The organism is Treponema sp. B152 (genome assembly GCF_024181665.1).
Classification (GTDB): Bacteria; Spirochaetota; Spirochaetia; order Treponematales; family Treponemataceae; genus Treponema_B; species Treponema_B denticola.
On record NZ_CP058668.1, the window covers coordinates 1,797,121 to 1,819,039 of the forward strand.

The 21,919-nt window shown below is 40.7% G+C and carries 18 protein-coding genes; 11 read left to right on the forward strand and 7 right to left on the reverse strand.

The annotated features are described in order from the left end of the window. Window positions 1-46: 46 nt before the first annotated feature. Together HYB91_RS08320 and HYB91_RS08325 are read right to left on the reverse strand one after the other, a co-directional pair. Window positions 47-757 (reverse strand): DUF4469 domain-containing protein, encoded by a 711-nt coding sequence (locus tag HYB91_RS08320; protein ID WP_002677374.1) that lies wholly within the window; start codon window positions 755-757, stop codon window positions 47-49. 387 nt (window positions 758-1,144) lie between these two features. Then, the gene (locus tag HYB91_RS08325) at window positions 1,145-2,872 is read right to left on the reverse strand and encodes an AMP-dependent synthetase/ligase (RefSeq protein ID WP_002677373.1); all 1,728 of its coding nucleotides are present in this window, start codon (window positions 2,870-2,872) and stop codon (window positions 1,145-1,147) included. A gap of 79 nt (window positions 2,873-2,951) precedes the next feature. Here HYB91_RS08325 and HYB91_RS08330 point away from each other — a divergent pair, with 79 nt between their 5' ends. After that, window positions 2,952-3,431, forward strand: coding sequence for a C40 family peptidase (locus HYB91_RS08330; RefSeq protein ID WP_002670337.1), 480 nt, complete (start codon window positions 2,952-2,954; stop codon window positions 3,429-3,431). A 17-nt stretch (window positions 3,432-3,448) separates the two neighbouring features. On the opposite strand, the gene HYB91_RS08335 is transcribed toward HYB91_RS08330, so the two are convergent. After that, entirely contained in the window at window positions 3,449-3,868 is a 420-nt protein-coding gene (locus tag HYB91_RS08335; protein ID WP_002677371.1) for a hypothetical protein, read from the reverse strand. Between the two features lies 1 nt (window position 3,869). Continuing rightward, window positions 3,870-4,805 (reverse strand): TraB/GumN family protein, encoded by a 936-nt coding sequence (locus HYB91_RS08340; RefSeq protein WP_002677369.1) that lies wholly within the window; start codon window positions 4,803-4,805, stop codon window positions 3,870-3,872. Between the two features lie 95 nt (window positions 4,806-4,900). On the opposite strand from HYB91_RS08340, the gene HYB91_RS08345 reads away from it, so the two are divergent. Further along, window positions 4,901-6,091, forward strand: a complete 1,191-nt coding sequence (locus HYB91_RS08345) for a THUMP domain-containing class I SAM-dependent RNA methyltransferase (RefSeq protein WP_253680527.1) — start codon at window positions 4,901-4,903, stop codon at window positions 6,089-6,091. A 101-nt stretch (window positions 6,092-6,192) separates the two neighbouring features. On the opposite strand, the gene HYB91_RS08350 is transcribed toward HYB91_RS08345, so the two are convergent. Beyond that, entirely contained in the window at window positions 6,193-7,053 is an 861-nt protein-coding gene (locus tag HYB91_RS08350) for a sigma-70 family RNA polymerase sigma factor (protein ID WP_002670326.1), read from the reverse strand. A 339-nt stretch (window positions 7,054-7,392) separates the two neighbouring features. Between HYB91_RS08350 and HYB91_RS08355 the strand changes: the two genes are divergently transcribed. Beyond that, window positions 7,393-7,659 carry a co-chaperone GroES gene (locus tag HYB91_RS08355; protein WP_002670325.1) on the forward strand — a complete coding sequence of 89 codons (267 nt, stop codon included), beginning with the start codon at window positions 7,393-7,395 and terminating at the stop codon, window positions 7,657-7,659. Between the two features lie 88 nt (window positions 7,660-7,747). On the opposite strand, the gene HYB91_RS08360 is transcribed toward HYB91_RS08355, so the two are convergent. Then, a complete protein-coding gene (locus HYB91_RS08360; protein WP_002677358.1) occupies window positions 7,748-8,941 on the reverse strand; it encodes an acetate/propionate family kinase in 1,194 nt (397 codons plus the stop codon). A 153-nt stretch (window positions 8,942-9,094) separates the two neighbouring features. Here HYB91_RS08360 and HYB91_RS08365 point away from each other — a divergent pair, with 153 nt between their 5' ends. From HYB91_RS08365 to HYB91_RS08390, 6 genes are all read left to right on the forward strand, one after another. Further along, a complete protein-coding gene (locus HYB91_RS08365; protein WP_002677357.1) occupies window positions 9,095-11,905 on the forward strand; it encodes a CHASE2 domain-containing protein in 2,811 nt (936 codons plus the stop codon). A gap of 59 nt (window positions 11,906-11,964) precedes the next feature. Continuing rightward, window positions 11,965-12,810, forward strand: a complete 846-nt coding sequence (locus HYB91_RS08370) for a YitT family protein (protein WP_044909831.1) — start codon at window positions 11,965-11,967, stop codon at window positions 12,808-12,810. 107 nt (window positions 12,811-12,917) lie between these two features. Then, the gene (gene argF, locus HYB91_RS08375) at window positions 12,918-13,934 is read left to right on the forward strand and encodes an ornithine carbamoyltransferase (protein WP_002677353.1); all 1,017 of its coding nucleotides are present in this window, start codon (window positions 12,918-12,920) and stop codon (window positions 13,932-13,934) included. Window positions 13,935-14,012: 78 nt separating this feature from the next. Continuing rightward, window positions 14,013-14,783, forward strand: a complete 771-nt coding sequence (gene phnC / locus HYB91_RS08380) for a phosphonate ABC transporter ATP-binding protein (protein WP_002677351.1) — start codon at window positions 14,013-14,015, stop codon at window positions 14,781-14,783. After that, the gene (locus HYB91_RS08385) at window positions 14,780-15,649 is read left to right on the forward strand and encodes an ABC transporter permease subunit (protein ID WP_002677349.1); all 870 of its coding nucleotides are present in this window, start codon (window positions 14,780-14,782) and stop codon (window positions 15,647-15,649) included. Before phnC ends, HYB91_RS08385 begins: the two co-directional genes overlap by 4 nt. Next, a complete protein-coding gene (locus tag HYB91_RS08390) occupies window positions 15,646-16,461 on the forward strand; it encodes a PhnE/PtxC family ABC transporter permease (RefSeq protein ID WP_002677347.1) in 816 nt (271 codons plus the stop codon). Before HYB91_RS08385 ends, HYB91_RS08390 begins: the two co-directional genes overlap by 4 nt. 89 nt (window positions 16,462-16,550) lie before the next feature. On the opposite strand, the gene pepT is transcribed toward HYB91_RS08390, so the two are convergent. After that, a complete protein-coding gene (gene pepT / locus HYB91_RS08395) occupies window positions 16,551-17,756 on the reverse strand; it encodes a peptidase T (RefSeq protein ID WP_002677345.1) in 1,206 nt (401 codons plus the stop codon). A 263-nt stretch (window positions 17,757-18,019) separates the two neighbouring features. Between pepT and HYB91_RS08400 the strand changes: the two genes are divergently transcribed. Then, window positions 18,020-19,903, forward strand: coding sequence for an ABC transporter ATP-binding protein (locus HYB91_RS08400; RefSeq protein ID WP_002677339.1), 1,884 nt, complete (start codon window positions 18,020-18,022; stop codon window positions 19,901-19,903). Window positions 19,904-19,922: 19 nt separating this feature from the next. Then, window positions 19,923-21,734, forward strand: coding sequence for an ABC transporter ATP-binding protein (locus HYB91_RS08405; RefSeq protein ID WP_002677337.1), 1,812 nt, complete (start codon window positions 19,923-19,925; stop codon window positions 21,732-21,734). Window positions 21,735-21,919: the final 185 nt, after the last annotated feature.

Genomic DNA, 21,919 nt, shown 5'->3' on the forward strand with positions numbered 1-21,919 from the left:
GAATGAACCCTTCCCTTAGCGGGGAAAATGCCTTTCCTAAAACTTCCTATGCCTTTGCCTTGCAAGGATAGCCATATACTATTTCGCGTATTTGCAAAAGAGTTTTATTGCCAGTGCTGAATTTAGTCCGCACCATTACTTCTACCTTTCCTTCCGGTACTTCTTTAGGCACGCGGGCGATGATTTGGCTAGGGTTATTAACCGAAAGCCGGCGGTTAGTCTTGTATTCGGTGCCGTCTGCGGCTTTAAAAAACACGCCTTGAGCCGGATCGGTTTCGTCTACCTTGATTTTGCTTCCCTCGATTATAATATCATCGCCGATTGTGAGAGAACCGTCTTTTAAGCCCGTTGCAGTATCGGTTATTTCGGTAATGCGGGCAGTTTCTTCTTTTGCACCCAGCACTTTAACACCAATTGCATCAAGGGTTGTGCGTAAATCCGCAGTCGGGATTAGGTCGACGGTACGCTTGTGTATTTTTTCATCGTAAGAAGAATTTTCCGTCTCCCATACACCCGATACACGCGGGCTAATTTGTACAAGACCGTCCATAAAACTCAAACCTTCTTGGATAAGGTCTTTTACAGCCTTATCCCTCATGTTGAGAATGTTGATAATTGTTTCCTTGCTGAATTCCGAGCGTTCTTTGGTGATCATTTCCGCAATGTCCTCATTTCTCTGCGTAGCAGCATGTGCATGAACATCCGCTATGCAGTCCCTGTCGTTGTCCTTGGTCAAGGTGTTGGGGCGTAAGTGCACTTCCTAATGACTTTTTTAATTTAACCGCGGAGCACGCCAAGGACGCAAAGAGATTTAAGGGAGTCTTTGTAAGGACATCCTTAATAATCCTCTGCGAAGTTGAGCGAAGCTCAACGCTTTGCGTGCCTTGCGGTGTAATATAAAAAACGCATAAAAGCGTACTACGGCCCTTATGCGGTACTTTATGTCAAGAGCTTTTTCAAAACTTTTTGTAATTTTTTTGTGAGAATGTTTATAACTGCCGGCGATGCGTTTCCATATCATTGGTGTTTAGTATACACGGTTTTGCTGCATATTGCAAGGCCCATTTCAAACATCTTTCCATCTTATAAAGATATGGGAACCTCTAAAAAACTGAAGCTCTTAGAGGTTCCTTTTTATAACTACCTACTTCTTAAAACGCTTTACTTTTTTGGTAGTAGTCATTTCCAAGGGTTCGGATAGATAAGTTGTCTTTGTAATCCGCTGATAAGGTAAAAGCTTTTTATTTACGGTTTCGATGATGGCATCGATTTCTTTTTGAACGGCTGCATCGCCTTCGCCTGTGCCGCGTGTCATATTGAGCTTTTTATAAAGTTCATCGGCAGGATAAACAAGAGCTTCGACTTCTTCGCCTTCTTCAGCCTGATAGCCTGCAGCGGTAATCTGTTCAATCTCGTTATAATAAAGCTGGAACATATTTTCGATTTCTTCGGGAAAGACGTTTTTTCCTCCGGCAGTAACTATGAGGTTTTTAGCCCTTCCGCAGAGGTAGAGATAACCCTCATCGTCAAGCCAGCCGAGGTCTCCTGTCTTTAACCAGCCGTCGGGAGAAAGAACTTCGGCTGTTTCTTCGGGCATATTGTAATAGCCCTGCATAACCATCGGCCCCTTTACGGCAACCTCACCTATTCCCTTTTCATCAGGATCGAGAATCTTCATTTCCATACAAGAAATAAAGTACTGTCCGACACTGGCGATTTTAAAGTGTTCTTTCGGATTAAGAGCAATAATGGGAGAGGTTTCGGTCAAACCGTAACCTTGAACAAAGTCGATACCGAATTCGTTATAAGCCCTGCATACGTTGGGCGCAAGGGGGCCGCCTCCGCATATGGCGATACGGACATTTCCTAAACTGGCCTTATCCAAGATGCCGTGGAAGAGCTTGCTTCCTATATTAACCTTAAAGACCTTTTTAAAGAAGTAAGAGATACCCATCAAGGTCTTGATAATACCGAAAACTACAATACCTTTTGCCTTAATGCCCTTAAAAATACCTGCAAGAAGCTTGTTAAATAAGAGCGGAACACCTAAAAGCATTGTGATTTTTCCGGCTTTAAGCTCGGCAAGCATTTTTGATACGGCAAGGGTCTTACCGAATACCAATTCGGCACCGACCGAGAGGGCTTCGATAAATACCGCAAGCATCGTATAAGAGTGATGAAGCGGTAAAAGAGCATAGAATACGTCCGTATGGTAAATGTTAAGGTTGGACTGGGCTATATAGCAGTCCGAAACAAAGTTTTTGTGACTGAGCATAACCCCCTTGGGATTTCCTGTCGTACCTGAGGTAAAAAGAATTGCAGCCGTATCGTTTTCTTGAGCCTTTGCAAGCTCAGGACTTCCGGCCGGCTTTAGATTATAAACATAAATTTCAGGATGTTTTTTACTTAAAGAATAAAGAGAACCTATATAACTCTCGGTTTTTGCTTTTTCTGCAAAAAAGTCAAACTTTTCTTCATCCACAAAAAATAATTTAGGTTTCGCCGTTTTTAAAAGAGTTTCAATCTCTTCATTATGAAGACCATAGTCTATCGGAATTATTATTCCTCCTGCAAAAAGGCTTGCCAAGTATACGACAGCCCATTCCGGGGAGTTTTTGCCTGAAACGGCAACATGAGTTCCCTTCGTAACACCGTTTTCGGTCATCCAATAAGCCAAGTCTTTTACTACTTTTAGACTTTCCGAATAAGAAAGGGTAACACGATCCGGTTCAAAGACCGTAAAACAATTCCTGTCAGGGTACCGTTCCGCAGTAATTTCAAACATTTCGGGGAGGGTCGGCCATTCGCCTTTAAACTTTGAGCCTCTCCATTCATCTAAAAATGCCCAGGGCTTTTTATTAAGATTTGCCATAAGATCTTCCTTTTATAAATAAATTTAGCTAAATTCTCTTATAGTTAGACCCGATAAGAGATAGGAGGTTGCAGAATTTATGAAAAAAATATTTATTTTTGTTCTTTTAAGCTTTTTTTTAAACGGATGTATGACTTTTGGAGCTCAGCCGCCCGAATCTCCGCGTCTCGATTTTATAAATGCTGCATATAAATACCTAAAAACTCCATATAAATATGCAGGCACTACTAAGGCCGGAATGGATTGTTCAGGTTTTGTATATAGGGCAGCTCTTGACGCTCTCGAAATTAGCGTTCCCAGAAGCACAAAGGGTCTTGCAGACTTTGCTAAACGGATCTCGGACAAAGAAGTTCAACCCGGCGATCTTTTATTTTTTTATACCGTGGGAAACAAAGTATCACACGTAGGAATTTACATAGGTAACAGGGAATTCATCCATTCCGCTTCGCAGGGTAAACATACCGGTGTAATAATTTCTTCCCTTGATGAAAAATATTGGAAAGACACGTACCGCTTTGCCGGCCGTATTTTGGATCCGGAAGATATTTTTAACGAATAAGGTTCAAAAATAAAGGCCTATAATTCGATATTAAAAACATTCAAGATTATTATCAGCTGCATTCCTTTGACTGGCTCAAGGTCGATATTGAATTCCTGTGTCAAGGATTTGGGTTTTATTTTAAGTTTTCTTATTATTGAAAACTCTTCCTTTGCCAAAAGTTTTCCCTTAGGTCTTTTGTAATCCGAAAAATCATAGACAACTTTGGTTATTATACGGCCCTCAATGACTTGAACTACAACCTTTCCGTCTTCATTCGTAAGATGTTTTTCCTCAGTCCCATCCGAAAAAAAGACAGTACATGGAAGGTCCTTAAAAGAGATTTGAGCCTTGTCGGTAAGCTGTATATAAGCTCCTTCAATTTTAGGCTGAATTTGCTTTGTCTTGCATGACAAAAAGCAAAGCATTAAAACTACAAAAACAAGCAACTTTTTCATTCTATTCTAAAATTCCTTTGATCCTCATTTGTTCAAATACGCTGTCCTCTCCTAAAAAGTGAGCAAGGCCTGCAAACACAAAGGTTGTTCCGCCTTTATTAAGATATTCTTCAAATTTGTCAGCCCAAACAATATTTCGATCTTTTAAAAGAGCATCTTGAGATATACCGTCGCTCATATCCAAAAGAGAACCTATAAAATCTTTTAATTCCTCGGTATTGTTTTCCAAATAAAGCTTTTTTAACTTTGTAAGCCAGTCAATGGCTTTATCCGTATTTTGTAATTCGTTTATAGTTTCTTTAAGAGCCTTTAACTGTTCTTCAAAAGTTCCCGAAGATAAGAGATCCAGCTGTTCGTCGATACTTTCAAGGGCTTCAATTTTTTTCTTACCGGCGCGGTTTAAAAGATGCATATCTATACCGTTTTGAGGATCTAATCCGGCCTTTGTATACAGTACTTGATTTAAAGCGATTGTAAGAATCCATGGATTAAATTTAAATAGAGGAACGGCAATGTTTTCTCCCAATTCTTGTTTAACAACGTTTATTTTATCTTCGGACAAAAAATTAGACAAATCTTTTTCGGGACTAATATTAAAATGTTGAAGCATCTTAATTTGTAATTTTTCCTGAACCATTTCCATTTCTTTTTTGCCGCCCAATTCACTGACCCGTATATCGGCCTTATCGAAGGCTTCCAGTATCTTATCTTCCAATGGATAAAAATCCTTGTCTGCAACATGGATTGTACCCAAAACATAGATTGAAGCATCTCCTTTTTTTACTTCCCAAAACATCCTTTCAGGATGTTTTATTAAAACGGCTTTCGATTCACCGTCAGCCTGCGAATTTGAATCCTTTGTTTTACAAGAGACTAAAAAAGAAAAAATAAGCAAAAAAGCCAAAGCGGCTGTCAAGATTTTTTTAAGGTTTTTCATATATTCTCCAATTTAATTAGATTATTTTATAACGATTATTTTATAATTTACAGTATATAAAAAATTTTAAAAAAATGCTATACTGCAAAACACTTATGAATGATTTTATTGCACTATGCGCCGTAGGTGCAGAACCTGTACTTACAAGGGAACTAAAACTTTTAGGTTTTAAACCTTACAATAGGTTACCCGGAAGGGTATTTTTTACTTCAGCCGAAGCCGAACCTCTTTTAGTTTTTTTTAAGGCAAATTATTTTTTACGCACAGCCGACAGGGTTTTTATGCTTATAAATACCGCAAAGGCCGAAAATTTTGATGATCTTTTTGATTTGGTCTTTTCGATAGACTGGCATAACTATTTTCCTCGTGATGCCCGAATTACAATCGACAAGGTGCGTACCTATAAGTCAAAGCTTTCTTCGGAACATGCCGTTCAATCCATCGTCCACAAGGCTGTTTGCGACAAGCTCTGCAAAAAATGGAATATGCATTCCCTGCCCGAAACCGGAACCCGTTTTATGATCCGCATTTATATAGAAAACAACAATGTCTATGTCTGTCTGGACTTATCCGGGGAACCTCTTTATAGAAGGGGTTACCGTTTAAGCGGAGGGGCCGCCCCTATGAGAGAAACCTTGGCAGCCGTCTTAATTCAGCTAATGCAGTGGAAAAGAAAAATCCCCCTCCACGATGCTTTTTGCGGCTCCGGGACTATTCCGATTGAAGCCGCTTGGTATGCCTATAACATTCCGCCCGGGATTGCCCGTCACTTTGCCTTTGAAAACTTCATTTGTTTTGAAAAAGAAAAAATAGAAGCCGTTTTAAAGGAAGAAAAAGAAAGGGCAGCCTCGGAGGTACGCACCGACTGCCTTGCAAGGATAACGGGCTCGGATATTTCGGAAGAAGCAGTTTCTCTTTCAAAGGCCAATGCCGAAAGGGCCTGCATCATCGCAGGAAGGGAACTCCATGCAGCAGGCATTACCCATCACATAGAGCGTCCCGACTTTATCCAATCGGACTTTTCGGAACTGGAAGCCCCATACGAAAGCGGCATCCTTTTATCGAATCCGCCCTACGGCGAAAGGCTCGGAAGCGAGGAAGAAGCTTTTGAGCTTTATAAACGGATGGCCGAAATACCTCAACACTTTCCGGACTGGAAGCTGGGCTTTATCACAAGCAAAAAAGAATTCGAAAAAATATTCTGCAAGCAAAATAAGGATGCCGTCTTAAAAAAACACAGCCTGCGAGGCGGCAATATGGAAACCGTCTTGTACATTATGGAGTAAAATCCGGTTTAGCTTACAAAAAAGGGCTGCTTTTCAGCAGCCCTAATTTAATCGCATGGAACCAATTTTTATATAAAGCGCGTTTATGCGACGTAAATTGTTTACGCAACGTAAACGGCAAGTTTTTGTTTTTCGGCAGGCTTTTTAAGCTGCTGCAGGGCTTTTTTTTCAATCTGGCGTATTCTTTCTTTTGTAAGATTAAAGATAAGCCCCACCTCTTTTAACGAAAGAGGAGCATAACCGCCAAGCCCAAAACGATAACGGATTATTTCCGCTTCCCTATCGTCAAGGTTTTTCAGAAGCTCGTTTACTTCATCTCTAAGGCTCATATCCATTGCGTAGTCTTCAGGCATTTGGTGAGTTTCGTCCTGTAAAAAGTCGTTTACACTGGAGCTTCCGGGCTCATCAAAAACGGGAGCATCTATGGAAATAGGCTCTCTGGCAGCATTCATAATTGTGTGAACCATAGAATTGTCCATATTTAAGATACCTGCAATCTCATTGAGTTCCTTAGTTTCGTTTCCCGAAAAGTCGATTTCTTTTTTAGCCTTTTCTATTTGAACAAGCTCGTTTGCCCTGTTTAAGGGAAGGCGTATCATCCTTGATTTTTCGCAAATAGCTTTTAAGATAGATTGTTTAATCCACCAAACAGCGTAAGAAATAAATTTATAACCCTTTGAAACATCGAATCTTTCGGCGGCATTCATCAAACCTATGTTTCCTTCGCTGATAAGATCCATAAGGGGAAGCCCTTGGTTTTGATATTTTTTTGCTACATTTACAACAAAGCGGAGGTTTGAATTTACCAACATATTTTTGGCATCTTCATCTCCCTTTTCGGCGAGTTTAGCATATTTTATTTCTTCCTCAGCTGTTAAAAGCGGTATCTGATTGATTTCTTTTAAATAAGTAGCCAACGAGTTCATTTCTGCATCATAATTATTTTTTGTCCTGTTATACATAACTTAACTCCTTGTATAAAACTGGGAAGTCTTTTTGACCTCCGGTATATACAAGCAAAAACTATGCTAAAAGCCGAATATTCAAAAAAATATTTTTAAACCATCAAAAAAAAGGACTTAAAACTATAAGTTTATATTAGATATAGACTTATAAAATTTAACATCCGGCACCGAAAATGAGCAAAACCTATTGCCTTTTTAGCTCTTTTTTCTTATATTTTATGGTATTCGGGACTTATGTATTGAAATGACACAACCCGAAATAAAACACAAAAAAGAGTGCCAAAAAGGCACAAATACTGCTTTTTGTGTTCTTTTAATTTTTCAGGAGGTCTTTTGATGAAAGTTAAACCCTTAGGAGACAGAGTTTTAGTAAAACCGGATGCCGTAGAAACAAAAACTGCCGGCGGAATCATCATTCCCGACACAGCTCAAGAAAAAACACAAAGAGGTGTTGTTGTAGCTGTAGGTGACGACAAAGAAAAGATTAAGGTTTCAGTCGGTCAAAAAGTTATTCACGACAAATATGCCGGAACTCAAATTCAAATTGACGGTGTAGATCATTTGATTTTAAAATCAAATGATTTGGTTGCTGTTGTAGAATAAGGTTTAGCGTTTTTATCTTACAGATAAAAGCTGATTAAAAAACGGCGGGTTTTAAACAAAACCTGCCGTTTTTTTACTTGAAAGAGCTTTATTTTACCAATGCCATCGTATCCTTAGCAATCATAAGTTCTTCATTTGTAGGAATGATAAGAACCTTGACCTTTGATGAGGCCTTGCTTGCATCGGTAAGTTTTCCTCTTACCTTGTTTTTCTCGGAATCGAGTTCAACACCGAGGAATTCCAAACCGTGACAGATTTTTTCTCTAAGCTCGATAGAGTTTTCACCTATACCGGCTGTAAATACCAGAGCATCCACTCCGCCGAGCTGGGCGGCATAAGAAGCTATGTATTTTCTAACCCTGTTGCAGAATACATCCAAGGCAAGCTGAGCCCTCTTGTTTCCTTCTTTTGCAGCGGTTTCAATATCACGGAAGTCGCTGCTTACACCCGAAATACCCAAAACGCCGGATTTTTTGTTTAAAACATTGCTCATATCATCGGCTGAAAGTTTTTCCTTGTTCATAATAAAGGGAAGAATTGCAGGGTCTAGGTCTCCTGAGCGGGTTCCCATGACTAAACCTTCAAGGGGGGTAAGTCCCATCGAGGTATCTACACATTTTCCGCCCTTGATAGCGGCCAAGCTGGAACCGTTTCCTAAGTGGCAGGTAATAACCTTAAAATCGGCCGAATTATTTTTGAGGGTTTCGGAGGCTTTTTCCGAAACAAAGCGGTGTGATGTTCCGTGGAAACCGTAGCGGCGTATCTTATATTTTTCGTAATACTCGTAGGGAAGAGCATAGATATAGTTTTCTGCCGGCATTGTTTGATGGAAGGCCGTATCAAAAACCGCAACCATCGGAGTTTTCGGCATAAGAGCCTTACAAGCCTCGATTCCCATAATATTTGCAGGGTTGTGTAAGGGAGCAAGGTCGATACATTCTTTGATACCGGCCATTACCCTGTCATCCAAAAGAACGGACTTATTGAATTCTTCTCCGCCGTGAACAACTCTGTGACCTACAGCCGTAATCTCATCCATGGATTTTACTACACCGTGATTTTTATCGATGAGGGCTTCCAAAACAAGCTGAATGGCCCTTTTGTGGTCATTCATTTTTTCTTCAATTAAAACGGCATCCATTCCTTTTTTTTCGTGTTTAATACGTGAACCTTCAATACCGATTCTTTCGACAAGGCCTTTTACCAAAACATCTTCGTTAGTCATATCAATTAGCTGATACTTTAAAGAAGAGCTTCCGCAGTTGATAACCAATATCTTCATTATATATCTCCTTAAAAATGTGAAGTGATCTTACTTTGTATAATACCCTAAAATATAAGAAAAGTCTATCGATATAAAGGCTTGTTTTTTAATAATTTTTAGATTATAATTGAACTTGCCGATTTTATGTAAAATAAAGAAAAGAGGAAAGCCATGGTCGAAAAAGAAAAAAATAAATCTGCATTTATAGTTTTTTTACAAAAAAATCTTAATTTTATAATAGCAATAGTTGTATTTTTAATTTTTACCGCCTTTAGTTTTATTAAATTTGGAAGAAATATAGAAAATCAAGTCTACGATGCCATGCTAAAACTTAAGCCCGAAATCAAGGAAAAAAGCGAAATTCTCCTTTTAAATGTCGATGACTTTTCTATAGAACAAATCGGCTCTTGGCCTTGGTCAAGGGACGTCTTAGCCGATGTTTTAATCCGCTTAAAAGAATCAGGCGGTAAGGCGGCGGTTTTCGATATTGAGTACCTGTCTGCAGGAAGGATGGGAGCAAATAATACTTATGTAGAACATGAATTGCCGAAAGAATATACAGCCGTGCGTCAGGAATTCGGAGAATATATAAAAGAATTTTCGGATGCGGTGGCCGGTAAAAACATTCCGCTTTCCGAAGTAAAAACAATAGGACAGGATATGTCCGACTATTTTAAATCAAGAATTGATGAACTTTCCGATTCAATTAAACAAAATGTTTTTAGAGATAATGATGCCTACATGGGAGCTGCTGTAGGCTTTTTTGAAAATGCTTTTTTAACCATAAATGCGGTAAATATAAACATAGGCGGCGAAACAAAGGAACTAAAAGATTTTGCCTACAATAATTTTTTGTTTACCAATGTAGAAGATAAAACAGGGCTTTTTAAAAAGGAAACATTAGCAAACCGCAAGGCGGCAAATGAAGAATACGGAATGGCTCCGACGATTATGCCCATACTGCAATACGCAAGAGGAGCAGGTTTTCCGAACGTGGTTATAGACGAAGACGGTGTACGCCGCCGCATTTCTCTTTTAACCGAATACGAAGGAAGGTACGTAGGCCAGCTGGTCTTTACTCCCATTCTTCACATCCTTGAACCCGAAAAAATTATCCGGTCGGGAAGGAAGCTGATTTTAAAAAATGCCAAAGATCCGTCCGATTTGGAAAAAAGAAAAGACCTTACAATTCCTCTGGATGAAGAAGGAAACCTTTTAATAAACTGGCTAAAAAAACGCTTTGCCGACACTGAAAATCCGGAAAACGGCAGCTTTAAAAGCTTATCGGTTTATGCCCTAACCTACGCCGACATAATGGAAAAGAATTTAATTTCACTTTTAGAAGCTATAAAAGATTTGCAAATCAGAACTGCAGACGGCTATCTTTCTTATCACAATGCGGTTAGTTCTTTAGAAAGTGAATACTCAAGGCTTGACCAATGGAAAAAAGAACTTCTAAATAAGGACAAGCAGGATTTTAAAGAATACTTTGCGGCCCGTAATTCCTTTTTTGATAATTACAGTAAATTTTTAAGCGGAAACTTCGATAAAGAAATACACAGCCTTTTTGCAAAAATAAAAGAGCAGAGCGGCTCAAACCAATATGACGATATAGATGCCTATGTTACCGAACTTTTTAAAAATGCAAAAGAAGAATATAAAAACTATTCGGAACATATAAACTATATAAACGGCTTTTGCAACAATGCCTTTGCAATAATAGGATACAGCGGTGTAGGTACCTCCGATTTAGGTGTAAACCCTTTTTGGAAATCTTATCCCAATGTAGGTACCCATGCCAATATTTATAACACAATTATGAATGAGGACTTTATAAGACCTCTTCCAAAATGGGTTTCAATAATACTTGCCTTTGTAATAGCAATATTTACAGCCTTTATGATGAAAAAGATAGAAAGAGGATTTATAAAGGTTCTTCTTGGAATCGTTTTATTGAGCTTAACTCTTTCTATAGGAATTCTTTTATTCGTATTCGGGAAAATATACTTACAGCTATTTCTTCCGGTTATAACGGTGGTCATAAGTTTTATAGTTATCCTTTTACTAAACTTTATTTTCAGCGAAAAAGAAAAGGGCTTTTTAAGAAAGGCCTTCGGTGTTTATCTTTCGGACGATGTTGTAAATGAAATTATTGCCGACCCCGACAAGCTCACTCTCGGAGGAGAACAAAAAAGAATTACGGCTCTGTTTACCGATATAAAATCTTTTTCTACCCTTTCGGAAAAAATTACGCCCGAACACTTGGTTTCGGTTTTAAACGTTTACCTCACACAAATGAGCGATTTAATTCTACAAGAAAAAGGCACGATTGACAAATACATAGGAGACGCCATCGTTTCTTTTTTCGGAGCACCGATAGATTTGCCCGACCATGCTTACAGGGCATGTCTTGCGGCCATCAGAATGAAACAGGCTGAAGCCGAACTAAATAAACAGCTTTATGATGCAGGCGACATTCCCATGCCCATCTTTACACGCATAGGAATAAATACCGGCGAAATGGTTGTCGGAAACATGGGCACCGAAAAAAAAATGAACTACACAATTATGGGAAATGACGTAAACCTTGCAGCCCGTCTTGAAGGCGTAAACAAAAAATATGGCACATGGATTTTAGCTTCAGAATCTACATGGAGCGAAACAAATGATGCCTTCCTTGGCCGCCGCCTCGACCGCGTAAGGGTTGTGGGTATCAATACCCCTGTTCAGCTTTACAATGTTATGGCAGTCAAATCCGAAGCCTCTGCGGAAATGGTACAGCTCGTAGGCATATTTGAAAACGCAATAGATTTTTACCGCCAAAGAGAATATCAAAAAGCCCTTAATCTTTTTAACAAGTGTTTGGAAGTCTCTCCCGATGACGAGCCTTCAAAGATGTATGTTGAAAGAATGAAGATGCTTCTTGCAGATGCTGAAACGGCGGCAACACACAGCGATATTGTAAACATGACAAGTAAATAAATCTCTTTAAAAAGATTCAAATTCAAATAAATTCTATTTTTTTTTATAAGGGAAAAAAAATGAAAGAAAAATTATTAAGTTTTTTTTACATTGTTTGCGGAGTTTTGATGATAGCATCAGGTATTCATTTTTTCTTGCTGCCTTCAAAATTATCCTTGGGCGGGGCTACAGGAATGGCCTTGGTATTGTCAAAATACCTTCCGCTTTCTACAGGAGCCTTACTTGTTGTAGTAAACATTTTTCTGTTTGCTCTCGGCTTTTTAATCATCGGAAACAAATTCGGCCTTAAAACGGTTTGTGCGAGCCTTGGGCTTTCAGGAGCCGTATGGCTTTTGGAAATCTTTGTTCCATTGCAGGGGCCGATTGTAAGCGACAAATTCTTACAGCTGGTAATTGCCGTCATCCTTTACGGGGGAGGCGTAGGCATAGTTTTAAATCAGTATGCATCAACCGGAGGAAGCGATATCTTTGCAATGATTCTGCAAAAATATTTCGGTCTCGACTTGGGAAAGGGCTGCTTAATTACGGACTTTACCATTACAGTTTTTGCGGGCTTTGCTTACGGCCCGGAAATAGCCTTGTTTTCGTTGGTGGGTGTAATCATAAACGGGCTCGTAATCGACTCCACAATCGACGGCCTTAACATGAGTAAATACTGCGTTATAAATACGGATAAGCCCGATGAGCTTTGCCGATTTATGGTGGAACTAGGCCGCTCTGCAAATGTATATAAGGCAACGGGGGCTTACACAAGAGCCGAACGCTCGGTCATTCAAACCGTTATGAGCCGCAGGGACTTTGTAAAGTTAAAAAGCTATCTTGCCGCAAACGATCCTAAAGCCTTTATGGTTGTAACAAACGCCCACTCCGTATTCGGCTGGCATTGGAGAAGGATAGGCGAATAAAATCAGCTTAAAACAAGAAAAGTACAATCTTAAAAGGTACTGGATTATTTTTGCAAAAGCTGATATATTGTTCCCATTCATCAATAGCATCTTAAGGAGTTAAAACTATGCTTAAAGAAATTCGCGGAAAGAGCGCAAAAAACTTGCGCGGAAGAAGCTTTCTAAAATTGTTGGATTTTACTACAGACGAAATCCGCTATTTACTTGACCTTTCAAAAAATTTTAAAGACATGAAAAGGGCCGGAATTCCTCACAGATACCTAGAAGGAAAAAACATCGTTCTTCTTTTTGAAAAAACCTCTACAAGAACACGATGCTCTTTTGAAGTTGCAGGTTATGACCTTGGAATGGGCGTTACCTACCTTGATCCCAATTCTTCACAGATGGGACATAAAGAATCTATCGAAGACACAGCCCGTGTTTTAGGAAGAATGTATGACGGCATCGAGTACAGAGGCTTCAGCCAAGAGCTTGTAGAAACATTGGCCGAATATTCAGGCGTTCCCGTATGGAACGGATTAACCGATCTCTTCCACCCGACTCAAATGCTTGCAGACCTTCTTACAATCGAAGAAAACTTCGGTTATTTGAAGGGGCTTAAATTTACGTACATGGGAGATGCCCGAAACAATGTAGCCAACTCCCTCATGATAGCCTGCGTAAAAATGGGGATGCACTTTACAGCATGTTCGCCCAAGCACCTTTTCCCCACTGAAGACTTGGTAGCCGAAGCAAAGAAAATCGCAGCCCAAACAGGCGGAAGCGTAACCCTTACCGAAAATGTAAACGAAGGCACAAAGGGTGCTCATGTTCTTTATACCGACATTTGGGTATCTATGGGAGAACCCGACAGCGTATGGGAAGAACGCATTAAGCTCTTAAAGCCCTATCAGGTAAACAAGGCTGCTATGGACAATGCAGACAAGGATGCAATCTTCTTGCACTGCCTCCCCTCCTTCCATGACCTAAAGACAACTAAGGGTCAGGAGATTCACAAAAAGTTCGGTCTTCCCGAAATGGAAGTTACAAACGAGGTTTTTGAATCTCATAAATCAGTTGTTTTTGATGAAGCCGAAAACCGCATGCATACAATTAAGGCTGTTATGTATGCCACAATGTGCTAATCTTTTTTATATTTGCTAACCTGAGACTCTTTCTAAAAACTTTAGGAAGAGTCTTTAATTTTTTTGGAGGGAAGCCTTGTGATTCTTGAACTTAAAAACATTTCAAAAACTTATCCTTCGGGACGAAGGGCCTTACAAAGCATTTCTTTTAAAATAGAAGAAGGAGAAATTCTTGCAATAATAGGCCTATCGGGAGCCGGAAAATCTACAATGCTTAGATGTATAAACCGCTTGGTTGAGCCGGATGAAGGAGAAGTTATTTTTTTAGGAGAAAAAATAAACAAGCTTAAAGGAAAAAAATTAAGACAATACCGCTCAAAGATAGGAATGATTTTTCAAAATTATAATCTGGTCGAGCGTCTTAATGCAGTTGAAAATGTTTTGCATGGCTGCCTCGGCTCAATCCCTTCTTACCGCGGGGCACTAGGCCTTTATACCGAAGAAGAAAAAGAAAAAGCCTTTGCTCTTTTACAAACCGTAGGCATGGAAGAATTTGCCTTTCAAAGATGCAGCGAATTAAGCGGAGGTCAAAAACAAAGAATAGGCATTGCAAGAGCCTTAATGCAAAACCCGAAGCTTTTATTATGCGATGAGCCCATAGCCTCCCTTGACCCGCAGTCGGCAGAAACGGTTTTAAATTATATAAAAGAATTTGCAGTAAACAAAAACATCGCCTGTCTTATAAGTTTACACCAAATGGAAGCGGCAAAAAAATATGCCGACAGAATCATCGCTCTCAATAACGGGAAAATAGTTTTTGACGGAAGACCCGATTCCTTAAACGATGAAGTCTTGCACAAAGAAATTTTTACAAGCGTTTCTATGGACAGCGGAGAAAAAGTTCTATGAAGTTCGATTTAAAAATTTACTCTGATGACAAAAAAAAGAAAAGACATTATCATAAAAAAGAAACTTCATACTCTTGGGAAAAAAGACAAATCTTTTTTGCGAAGAAAAAACTAAAGGCAATTATTATTCTTTTAAGTCTTATTTTAATATATTATTTTGCATCAAATATAACCGGCTTTAAAGACCTTAAAGCAATTTTTAAATTTCCCCTTGCAATAGCTTGGCTTATAAAAAACTTTATACCCGACAATGAAAGTTTAAAACATATTTCGATTATAATAAAAACCTTAGGAGAAACCTGTGTAATAGCGGCCTCGGCAACTACCGCAGCGGCTTTTTTTGCCCTTATCTTAGCCCTCCTCGGTTCTCAAACCACAGGAATAAATAAGCCCTTTAAAATAATCCTTACCCTTATAGCTTCGTTTTTAAGAAACATTCCGCTGGTAGCTTGGGCAATGCTTTTATTGTTTTCGTTTAAACAAAATAATTTTACCGGTTTTTTAGCCCTCTTTATAATTACCTTGGGTCATCTGGTAAGGGTTTTTAAGGAAATGATAGAAGAAACGAGCGAAGAATCTTTTACGGCGTTACGGGCTGCAGGCGTTCCGTATTTTCCGGCCCTCTTTAATGCCGTATTCCCAAGCATAGCACCCGGCCTTGTTTCGTGGCTCTTATACACGGTAGAAACAAATGTAAGGGACTCGGCTCTGATAGGAATTCTAACCGGAACGGGAATAGGTTTTTTATTTAACCTTTATTTTAAAAGTTTCCGTTATAACAGTGCAGGCTTAATTATTTTATGCCTTGTAATCATAGTTTTACTTATCGATATTCTTTCAAACAAAATAAGGCGGATTCTTTTATGATTGGAACAACAAACAAAATAAAAATAAGAAAATTCTCAAAGCAAAGATTATTAATTTTATTTGTTCTTATTTTTTTATCCTGCCTTACAATTATAAGTTTATTTCAAATGGAAAAGCCCGACTATGGAATTCAAAAGGCTTTTTTGCAATTTACGGAATATTCAAAGGATTTATTTTTTCACCCTAAACTCTCGCAAAAATATTCTTATGCGGAAATATTTTTTTCTCTTTTGGTAAGTTTAAGCCTTGCCCTTTTAACCACCGTGTTCGGAGTAGTGCTTGCTTTCTTTTTAGGGATAGCCGCCTCGGAAAATCTTTCAAACAAGTATCTTGTAAAAATCATAAGAACGGCAATGTCCCTTATCCGCTCCGTGCCTACAATTATTTGGGTTTTAATATTTTCGGTAGTTGCAAACATAGGAGCAGAGGCCGCCATCCTCGGTATGAGCTTTCACAGCACAGCCTATCTCGTAAAGGGCTTTTCGGAAAGCTTTGACGGCATAGACAAAAAAACGATTGAGGCCTTAAAAGCCTGCGGGGCAAGCTACATCGAAATTATAAGTCAGGCAGTTCTCCCCGCTTCGATAAACAATCTAATCTCGTGGAGCTTTTTCAGATTTGAAATTAACTTCGGAAATGCGGTTGCCGTAGGAGCTGCGGCAGGAGCCGGCGGAATAGGTTACGAGCTTTTTATGGCAGGTTCCTTAAACTTTAATATGAGTGAAGTCGGCTTTATATCCTATCTTATTTTCGGAACGGCTATTATTTTGGAAATATCTTCGACAAGGATAAGAAACAGGATTAGACATTAGGCTTTTAAATTTAAAGAGGCAGGAAAAATCAAAAGAGTTTTTTTCTCCTGCCACGCTAAACATTCCGTTAAAACTTTTAAACAAAAGAACTACTTGGCGTTGTTCTCTGCAATTTTTACAACAAGCTCAATTCCCTTTTCGATTGATTTTGTGGGAATGAGCTCGAAGCGGCCGTGAAAATTATAACCGCCTGCAAAAAGGTTCGGACAGGGAAGCCCCATAAAAGAAAGGCGGGCTCCGTCAGTCCCTCCCCTGACCGGGACTATATGGGGTTCAATACCGACATCAGTCATAGATTTTTTTGCAAGCTCAATTATTTCCATGTGCGGTTCGATTTTTTCTTTCATGTTGTAATAGGAATCTTTTATTTCCATCTTGATTATGTTGCCGTATTTTTTATTTAAAAAATTGACAGCAGTCTTCATAAGTTCTTTTTTGTGAAGGAAGCTTTCCATAAAGTGATCGCGGATAATATAAGACATCTTTGTAAAATCAACGCTCCCTTCAATGGAAGTTAAATGAATAAAACCTTCATAGCCTTCGGTATATTCCGGCTTTTGTTCTTCGGGAAGCATGTTCTCCAATTCTCTTGCTGCAGAAAGAGAATTAACCATCATATTTTTTGCAGAACCCGGATGCACATTCTTTCCTTGAATTTCTATCTTAACGCTTGCGGCATTAAAGTTTTCGTATTCGAGTTCACCCAAGGGGCCGCCGTCTACGGTATAGGCAAAGTCCGCTCCGAAGTTTTTTACATCAAAAAGATCGGCACCTCTTCCGATTTCCTCATCGGGAGTAAAACCGATTTTTATTTCGCCGTGTTTAATTTCGGGATGTGCCAAAAGATATTCTATAGCGCCCATGATGATTGTAATACCGGCCTTATCGTCTGCACCCAAGAGGGTTGTTCCATCGGTTGTAATAATCTCCTGACCTTCAAGCTCTTTTAAGAAGGGAAAATCTTTGACGGTCATGGTGTACTCATCGTTGAGTTTAATATCCCCGCCCTTGTACACAAAAACTTTCGGATTTACGCACTTGCCGTCCAAATCGGGAGCCGTATCCATGTGGGCTATAAAACCGATTGCGGGAACTTTTTTATCGGTATTAGCAGGAATGGCCGAATAAACATAACCGTGCTTATCCTGCTCGGCCTTTAAACCCATATCGGTCAATTCTTTTACAAGGTATTTTCCCAACTCAAGCTGCCCGGGAGTACTGGGACAACATTCATTTTCTTCGTTGGACTTAGTGTCCATCGAAATGTATTTTTGAAATCTTTTAAGATAATCCATAATGTCTCCTGTAAAAATATTATAGTTTACGATGAACAGCCTAACACTTTTGCAGCCTTGTGTAAAGTGGGGAAAAATTTCCACACCGTCTTTTGACACAAAGTATCTAAAGTGCTTGACAATCCGTTTTTGTTTGTATATATTTTTTTATCAAATAAGTGACGGCACCGTCATCTTGACAAAACCGTTAAGATTGTATAACATATAGTATGTTTACTATGGCTAATTTTTTAGGATAAAAATAATTAAATGGAGGATTCTCTATGAATGATAAACAAAACCGGCCGGCACAGCAAAATACTGAACGAGACCCGGCAAAGCAGCAGGCGGAACGAAACCCTGCAAAACAGAAAACCATCAAGCGACTTTTAAGCTACGCGGGAAAAAGCAGAGGGCTTTTGCCACTGTCGCTTATGCTTTCAGGCTTGAGTGCCCTTGTGAGCTTTGTGCCGTACATTATGGTGTTCTTTGTAATGCGCGATGTAATTGCCGCCGCCGTAGCAAAAGAAGCGGTAAACGCCGCCTCCCTTACACGCTACGGACTGTGGGCAGTCGGCTCCGCGGCGGCGGGCTTTGTGCTGTATTATGCAGCGCTCATGCTTTCGCATGCGACGGCATTTACCATTCAGGAAAACCTTTCGATACGGATGGCCGAAGCGCTGGCGGAACTTCCCATCGGATGGCATATCACGCACGTAAGCGGCAAGGTGCGCAAGGTGTTTGAAAAAAACGTCAATCAACTTGAAACGCTGATAGCTCATAACCTGCCCGATACGGCACAGAACATGGTGTCTCCTTTTGCGATACTCGCGCTCATGTTGGTATTCGATTGGCGGCTCGGACTTATTTCCCTATTGCCGCTTGTGCTTGCTTTCGTGCTGCAAGCGGTTTTAATGCAAATCAGTTCAAATTCCGGCTTTATGCAAAAGTACGAAAATGCACTTGAGCAGATGAACAATGCGGGCACTGAATACGTACGCGGCATTTCAGTTATCAAAACCTTTAATCAGTCCGTGTATTATTTCAAAAACTTTTACACTTCGATTATGAACTACAAAGAATTTGTGTATAAATATTCGCTGTCGTGGGAAAACGGCTATTCGATTTTCCTCGCACTCGTTAAAGCGGGCTTTCTATTCCTGCTGCCTGCCGCTCTGTTGATAGCGGGCAGTGCGACGCTCGATCCTCGCTTTTTTTACAGTTTTGTGTTTTATCTTGCCTTTGCACCGGTTACCTACACCATGCTGATGAAAGTTATGTATGCAAATTCATTCAATCAGCGCTCAAACGATGCGCTCAACCGTATTGAAGATATCTTGCAAGCGCCGCTGACCAAAGAACCGGAAAAGTCCGTATTGCCCGAAAAATACGATATAGAATTTAGAGACGTAGTGTTTTCTTATAAAACGGAAACGGCGGGATCTGCGGAAACGGACACAGGGAACAAGGGCCGCGCCACAGTGAACGGCATCAGTTTGCATATTCCCGAACATTCGCTTACCGCTCTTGTCGGACCTTCAGGTGGAGGCAAAACGACCCTCGTCAATTTGCTCGGCCGCTTTTGGGAAATTGATTCAGGGGAAATCAGTATCGGCGGTGTCGATATCCGCGACATTAAAACAAGCGACCTTTTGCACACCGTCGGCTTTGTGTTTCAAGAAAATAAGCTCTTTAAAGAAAGTATTTTTGAAAACATCCGCTACGGCAAAAAAGACGCAAGCCGAGAAGAAGTGATGGAAGCCCTCCGTAAAGCTGAGTGCATGGACATCATTGAAAAACTGCCTGCCGGTATCGACACCGTGTACGGAACTAAGGGCACATACGTATCAGGCGGAGAAGCACAGAGGCTTGCCATTGCCCGCGCCCTCTTGCAGGACGCACCGATTATCGTGCTGGACGAAGCAACCGCCTTTGCCGACGCCGAAAACGAACACAAAATCAAAAAGACATTCGACGTGCTGCTCAAAGATAAAACCGTCATCATGATCGCCCACCGCCTCTCTTCGGTTGTAAACGCCGATAAAATCTGTGTCATCAACGAGGGCAAAATTGAAGAAGAAGGCACGCACAATGAACTGCTTGAGCGCAAAGGTCTTTATGCCGGTATGTGGGAAAATTTCCAAAAAGGCATCGAGTGGAAGGTATAGATAATTTGGGGAGGTTTTTATGTTAAAAAGATTTTTTGCTTTATCTGATGCGGGAACGCGTAATTTACGTTCGTCGATTACGCTCGGGGTTATTATCAATTTATTTTTGATGGTGCCGCTGGGACTTTCGCTGTATGTGCTGCAGTATTTTTTGGCGCGCATCATGCAACAAGGTTTTCAAGTACCGAATGTGTGGGCGGTGTCTGCAGCCGCTCTTGCGATTATTGTTGTACTGTTCATCCTCGAAAAACTGAAGTACGGCAGGATGTACAACGGTGCATATGAAGAAGCGGCGAATGTGCGTATTTCGCTTGCAGAATCGCTTAGAAAGCTCCCGCTGTCCTACTTCGGCAGGCAGGATTTGTCGTATTTAACCTCGACTCTTTTGAACGATGTTACGACGATTGAAGAAGCGCTTTCCAATGTCGTGCCGGAGATGTTCAGCGGTATTATTTCGATTTTGATTGCAGCCGGTCTTCTTGCCCTTTTGGATTGGCGGATGACCATTGCGTTGTTTGTTTGTGCCTTTGCAGGATTTTTTATCGTCGTCGGCTGCCGCAGGCTTTCGGAAAGAAAGATGAAAAGCGTCATAGTCCGCAAAGATTCGATATACGATTCCCTCCAGCAGATGATCGAGAACGTCAAAGTATTGAAGTCTTCCGATAAAAAAGCGGAGTATGTACAGAAGCTCAAAACCGATATTACCGAAGCGACAGGAGCTGCGCTCAAATCGGAAGCGTCGATCGGAGCGCTTATGTTCGGTGTGGCGATGTTTATCCGCTTCGGCTTTCCGCTGGTTATTTCCTATGGGGCGTTTTTGCTGGTGCAGGGGCAAATTGAACTGTTGACATATATCGTCTTTTTGCTGGTCTCCTGCCGTATCTTCGATCCGCTGACAACGGTGTTTATGCTGCTCGCAGAATTCTTTTATACGCTGATTGCAGTTGAACGGAAGCAGGCGATTGTCAATTATCCGGCGCAGACGGGAAGCGAAACATTCAATCCTAACGGTTACGACATTTCCTATGATAATGTTTCATTCTCGTATAATGAATCGATCAGAAAAGGTGCAGGCGGCATAGGCGGGAGCTCCGACGATAATTCAATGGCAGACAGTACAGCAAACAATACCGAAGAAGATACGGTCAGAGGAATAAGCTTTACCGCAAAGCAGGGCGAAATTACCGCCCTCGTCGGGCACTCAGGCTGCGGAAAGTCCACAATTGCCCGCTTGGCTGCACGCTTCTGGGATGCCTCATCGGGCACGGTCAGAATCGGCGGTGTCGATGTTTCCACGGTGGAACCTGAAACTCTGCTCGGAGCTTTTTCAATTGTGTTTCAAGATGTCGTACTCTTCAATGACACGGTATACAACAATATTTTAATCGGCAATCGAAACGCTACAAGAGAACAAGTGCTTGCTGCCGCAAAAGCCGCACAGTGCGATTCGTTCATCGAAAAACTACCGCAAGGCTATGACACGGAAATCGGCGAAAACGGCTATACCCTTTCAGGCGGAGAACGCCAGCGGCTTTCCATCGCACGAGCTCTTTTAAAGGACGCGCCGATTATCCTCTTGGATGAAGCAACTGCCGCCCTCGATCCCGAAAATGAAACGCTCATCCAGCATGCCATCAGCACGCTGATAAAAAATAAAACCGTTATCGTCATCGCTCACAGACTGCGAACGGTAGAAACTGCCGACAAGATTATAGTGCTTAACAAGGGAACCATTGCCGAAACAGGTACCCACTCCGAGTTGATGGAAAAGGACGGTATTTACCGGGAGATGTATCGGCTGCAAAGAGAAAGCGATCAATGGTCGGCATAACTTACAAATATGCGGGCATCTGTTCCGCCTATTTGCAAGTTGAGTAGATTACTCCCTCTATTTACGTCGCCGGATGTGTCAGTACCGACATGGAGGTCGGTGGTTCTAAGCAGCAGCGATGTTTTTGCGCGCTCCTAGCATCTGTTCCGCCTATTTGTAAGTTAAGAATATTCTCCTTTATTAAT